Genomic DNA, 4,271 nt, shown 5'->3' on the forward strand with positions numbered 1-4,271 from the left:
GGCGCGCAACGCGGCCGAGACCCGTGCCCGCTGCGCGACGACGCCCGCGTCGGCCGCGGCGAGCCGGTCGAGCGCGGCCGTCGCGTCCGACCTCCGCCGCTGCAGGCCGGCAACCCGCACCTGCTCGGCGTGCTCGGCGTCCGCGGCGGCGAACGCCGCCCGGCTGCGGTCGCCCTCCGTCCGGGCCGCCGCGGCCCTCGTCTCGAGGTCCGCGACGACCAGTCCCGCGGCGTCCGCCGACGGCGGCTCGTCACGGCCCTCCAGCTCGGCGAGCCGCGCCAGATCGGCCGCCACGGCCGCGTCCGCCCCGGCGACGGCCTGCTCCAGGCCCTTCACCCGCTGCACCAGCTCCGCCTCGAACGCGGCGAAGCGCTGCGTGCCGAAGAGGGCGCGCAGCAGCCCCACCCGGTCCTCGCTGCGGGCCCGGAGGAACTCCTGGAACCGGCCCTGCGCGAGCAGGATCACCTGCAGGAACTGCTCCCGGTTCAGCTGCAGCACCGGCGCGAGCACCTCCGGCAGGTCCGCCGCGCGTGCGGCGAGCGTCCGCCACGAGCCGTCTTCCCAGCGGGCGACCTGCGCCTCCTCCCGCTGCGTCGTGAAGCCCTCGCCGCGGCGCTTCGGCCGCTGGTACTCCGGCGAGCGGACGACCCGCCACCGCGCCCCGGCGACCTCGAACTCCAGCTCCACGCGGGTCGGATCCTCCGGTCGCGCGTGATCGCTGCGCAGCCGCGCCTTCGCCCCGTCGTAGCGGGGCGCGCCGCCGTAGAGGGCGAAGCAGACGGCGTCGAGCACGCTCGACTTGCCGCTGCCCGTCCGGCCGGTGATGAGGAAGAGCCCGGCCGCCTCGAGCGCTGCGAAGTCGATCTCCTGCCGTCGCGCGAAGGGCCCGAAGCCCTCGACGACCAGTCGGCGGATCCTCACGCGGCGCGCTCCGCCGCCGCCGACGCCGCGAGGACCTCCGCGATCAGCGCCGCCTCGGGGGAGTCGGGGCCGCTGCCGTCCCGCACCATCTCGAGGAACCCGCCGACCAGCGCCAGGTCGTCCTTGCCCGCGGTGCGCTCGCCGTAGCTGCGGCCGTCGGCGGCGGGGGCGCCCTCCGGCCGGTGCTCGAGCACCGCGACCCACGGGAACCGCTCCCGCAGCCGCGCCATCGCGTCCTGCTGCCGCCCCGGGTCGGTGAGGACGACCTGCAGCCAGTCGTCGCGGACCGCCTCGTGCGCCGGGTCGTCGAGCAGCGCCTGCAGGTCGCCCCGCAGGGTGGTGAGCGCGCGCGGCACGGGAAGGTCGACCCACGACGCGGTCGCGAAGCCGTCGGCGTCCAGGTCGACCTGCCACGCCCCGCGGAACGGCGACGTCTCGCCGAAGGAGTAGTGCAGCGGCGCCCCCGAGTAGCGGACGTGCGGCGCGAGGACGGAGCGGGAGTGGATGTGGCCGAGGGCCACGTAGTCGACGCCCTCGAACGCCTCGGTCGGCACCACGTCGAGGCCGCCCGAGGTGATGTCCCGCTCGCCGCCCGCGGCCTGCGGTCGCACGCCGGAGGACGCGAAGCAGTGGGACAGCACCACGCTGCGGTTCCCGCGCGCGGCGGCCGCGACCCGGACGCGCTCCATCGCCGCGCCGATCGCCGCCTCCTGGCTGCGGTGGCCGGTCATCAGCGGCTCGAGGTAGGGCAGGCCGTAGACGTCCACGGCGCCGTGCTCGTCCTCGAGCACGACCGGGGCGTCCAGCCCCTCGGCCCTCGTCCGCACGTGCACGCCGCCCGCTGCGGCGAAGGGCGCCTGGTGGCCGAGCCGGGCGGCGGAGTCGTGGTTGCCGCTCGTCATGACGACGACCGCGCCGGCGGCGCGGAGCGCCAGCACGGCCTCCTCGAACACGCGGAACGCCTCGGCCGAGGGCGTGGCGGAGTCGAACACGTCGCCCGCGACGAGCACCGCGTCGATCCGTCGGTTCCGCACCTCGTCGGCGAGCGCCGCGAGCACCCCGCGCAGCGCGTCGAGCGTGGGGTAGCGGTGGAACGTGCGCCCGATGTGCCAGTCCGAGGTGTGCAGCAGCCGCATGGCGGGCACGGTAGGGGGCGCCTCGGACAGCGCCGCGGCCTCAGGCGGGCTCGGCGAGCCGCAGGTCCGAGGCGGTCACCCGCTGCGGCACGTCGACGAAGCAGGCCGCGCGCTCGCTCGAGCCGGCCCACGCGGCGTCGATCGTGGCGAAGGCGTCCGCGTCGCCGTCGGCCGACACGGCCCAGACGAACTCGTCGGTCTCCGGCACGGCGACCGCGAACTCGAGGCGGAAGCCGAAGGCCTCGCGCGCCGGCAGCAGCGTCTCCCGCCACCAGGCCGTGAACGCCGGCAGCTCGCCCGGCACGATCCGGTACCGGCGCAGCTGCACCGTCCTCACCGCGTCCATCCGCTCCTCCAGGTGCTCGTCCCCGCGCTGCTACCGTAGACGGGCCCTGATCGAGGTCAGCGGGGCGTCACGTGGATGGAGCGGCCCTTGAAGATCGATCTGGCCGTCCTGCGGATGATGGAGCGCGAGCGGGAGATCCCGTTCGACGAGCTGGTGCGCATCATCGAGAGCGCCATACTCACCGCGTACCTGAAGCACACGGACCGGCCGGAGCACGCGCCCGCCGGCACGCCGCAGCCGCGCGTCGAGCTGGACCGGAAGTCGGGCCAGGTGACCGTGCTCGTGCCCGAGCTCGACGACGACGGCCAGCAGGTCGGCGAGGCCGTCGACGACCCGCACGACTTCGGGCGCGTCGCCGCCTTCGCCGCGAAGCAGGTCATCAACCAGCGGCTGCGCGACCTCGGCGACGAGCGCGTGCTCGGCGAGTTCAAGGGGCGCGAGGGCGACATCATCGCCGGCGTGATCCAGCAGGGTCCGAACCCGCGCATGGTCCACGTCGACCTCGGCACGATCGAGGCGATCCTGCCGCCGGAGGAGCAGGTGCCGGGGGAGACGTACCGGCACGGCGACCGGATCCGTGTCTACGTGACGAGCGTCTCCCGCGGGCAGAAGGGGCCGTCGATCACCGTGTCGCGGACCCACCCGGCGCTGGTGCGCAAGCTGTTCGCGCTCGAGGTTCCGGAGATCGCGTCGGGCGTGGTCGAGATCACCGGGCTCGCCCGCGAGGCGGGCCACCGCTCGAAGGTCGCGGTGAAGGCCACGCAGCCGGGCGTGAACGCGAAGGGCGCCGCGATCGGCGAGCTCGGCGCGCGCGTGCGGGCCGTCTCGGCGGAGCTCGGCGGGGAGAAGATCGACATCGTCGACCACTCCGAGGACCTCGCGACCTTCGTGGCGAACGCGCTGTCGCCGGCGCGCGTGTCGAGCGCGTTCGTGCTCGACCGCGGCTCCAAGGCCGTCCGAGCCCTCGTGCCCGACTACCAGCTGTCGCTCGCGATCGGCAAGGAGGGCCAGAACGCCCGTCTCGCCGCCAAGCTGACCGGCGCGAAGATCGACATCCAGCCCGACAGCATCCTCGAGGACTGACGGCGCGGCCCGACCTCGGTCGGCCGGCGGGCAGGGGCAGGGATGCCTCCGCGTATCCGGCCGGAGGATCGACGAGCGGGTGGAGGACGCACGGGCCGAGTCCGTCCTCCGCCCAGTCGCCCGTCCTCCGTTCGGCATCACCCCGTGAGGATCGCCCCGGCTTCCCGTCGCGCACCGGCCCTTGTCCGGCCATCGTCAGGCGCGGTGCTGCGGGGGCACGGGAACAGACCGCGCCGCACTGCGGTTCCACCACATCGATGACCCGCGCCGCGGAGGCGACGGGTACACTGATCGATGCGCAGGCCGTCGGCGCTGCGCGCGCTCGTGCCGCTCCGTCCCGGACGCGGCATCCCCACCACGCGAAGTGGAACAGGCACATGGAACAGCGATGAGCGACTCGAAATGAGACCCGCACCGCAGTAACGGCCTGCCCTGTCCTGGGCGGGCTCAGGAACAGGAGAGAAGTGGCGAAACCCCGCGTCCACGAGATCGCGACCGATCTCGGCATCGACACGAAGCTGGCCCTCGCGAAGCTCAAGGAGATGGGCGAGTTCGTGAAGGGCCCGTCGTCGAGCGTCGAGCCGCCGGTCGTGCGCAAGCTGAAGGCGAAGCTGCAGGCCGACGGCGTCCCCATGGCGGGCGGCGCCCCGGCGAACGGCGGCGCGCCGCGTCCCGCGGCCCGTCCCGGCGTGCGGCCGGCGGCCCCCGGCCCCCGCGCCACGCCCGCGACGGCGAACGGCCAGGCCCCCACCCCGCGCACGGCCGTGCCCGGCCGTCCCGGTCCG

At 75.0% G+C, this 4,271-nt stretch carries 5 protein-coding genes; 2 read left to right on the forward strand and 3 right to left on the reverse strand.

Annotation, left to right across the window (positions count from 1 at the left end):
• The 3 genes from ACFSBI_RS16160 to ACFSBI_RS16170 all read right to left on the reverse strand — a co-directional run.
• Window positions 1-921, reverse strand: a 921-nt coding sequence (locus ACFSBI_RS16160; RefSeq protein ID WP_377936755.1) for an AAA family ATPase, incomplete at its 3' end; no start/stop codon positions are given.
• Window positions 918-2,057 carry an exonuclease SbcCD subunit D gene (locus ACFSBI_RS16165; RefSeq protein ID WP_377936757.1) on the reverse strand — a complete coding sequence of 380 codons (1,140 nt, stop codon included), beginning with the start codon at window positions 2,055-2,057 and terminating at the stop codon, window positions 918-920. The genes ACFSBI_RS16165 and ACFSBI_RS16160, both read right to left, overlap by 4 nt.
• A gap of 40 nt (window positions 2,058-2,097) precedes the next feature.
• A complete protein-coding gene (locus ACFSBI_RS16170; RefSeq protein ID WP_377936759.1) occupies window positions 2,098-2,403 on the reverse strand; it encodes a hypothetical protein in 306 nt (101 codons plus the stop codon).
• 87 nt (window positions 2,404-2,490) lie between these two features.
• Here ACFSBI_RS16170 and nusA point away from each other — a divergent pair, with 87 nt between their 5' ends.
• Window positions 2,491-3,486: a transcription termination factor NusA gene (nusA, locus tag ACFSBI_RS16175; protein ID WP_377936761.1), complete on the forward strand. Its 996-nt coding sequence runs from the start codon at window positions 2,491-2,493 to the stop codon at window positions 3,484-3,486.
• 464 nt (window positions 3,487-3,950) lie between these two features.
• The coding region (locus tag ACFSBI_RS16180; RefSeq protein ID WP_377936763.1) for a translation initiation factor IF-2 N-terminal domain-containing protein at window positions 3,951-4,271 on the forward strand (321 nt) is incomplete at its 3' end.

Origin of the sequence: Amnibacterium endophyticum (assembly GCF_042680685.1) — a bacterium.
GTDB classification, from domain to species: domain Bacteria; phylum Actinomycetota; class Actinomycetes; order Actinomycetales; family Microbacteriaceae; genus Amnibacterium; species Amnibacterium endophyticum.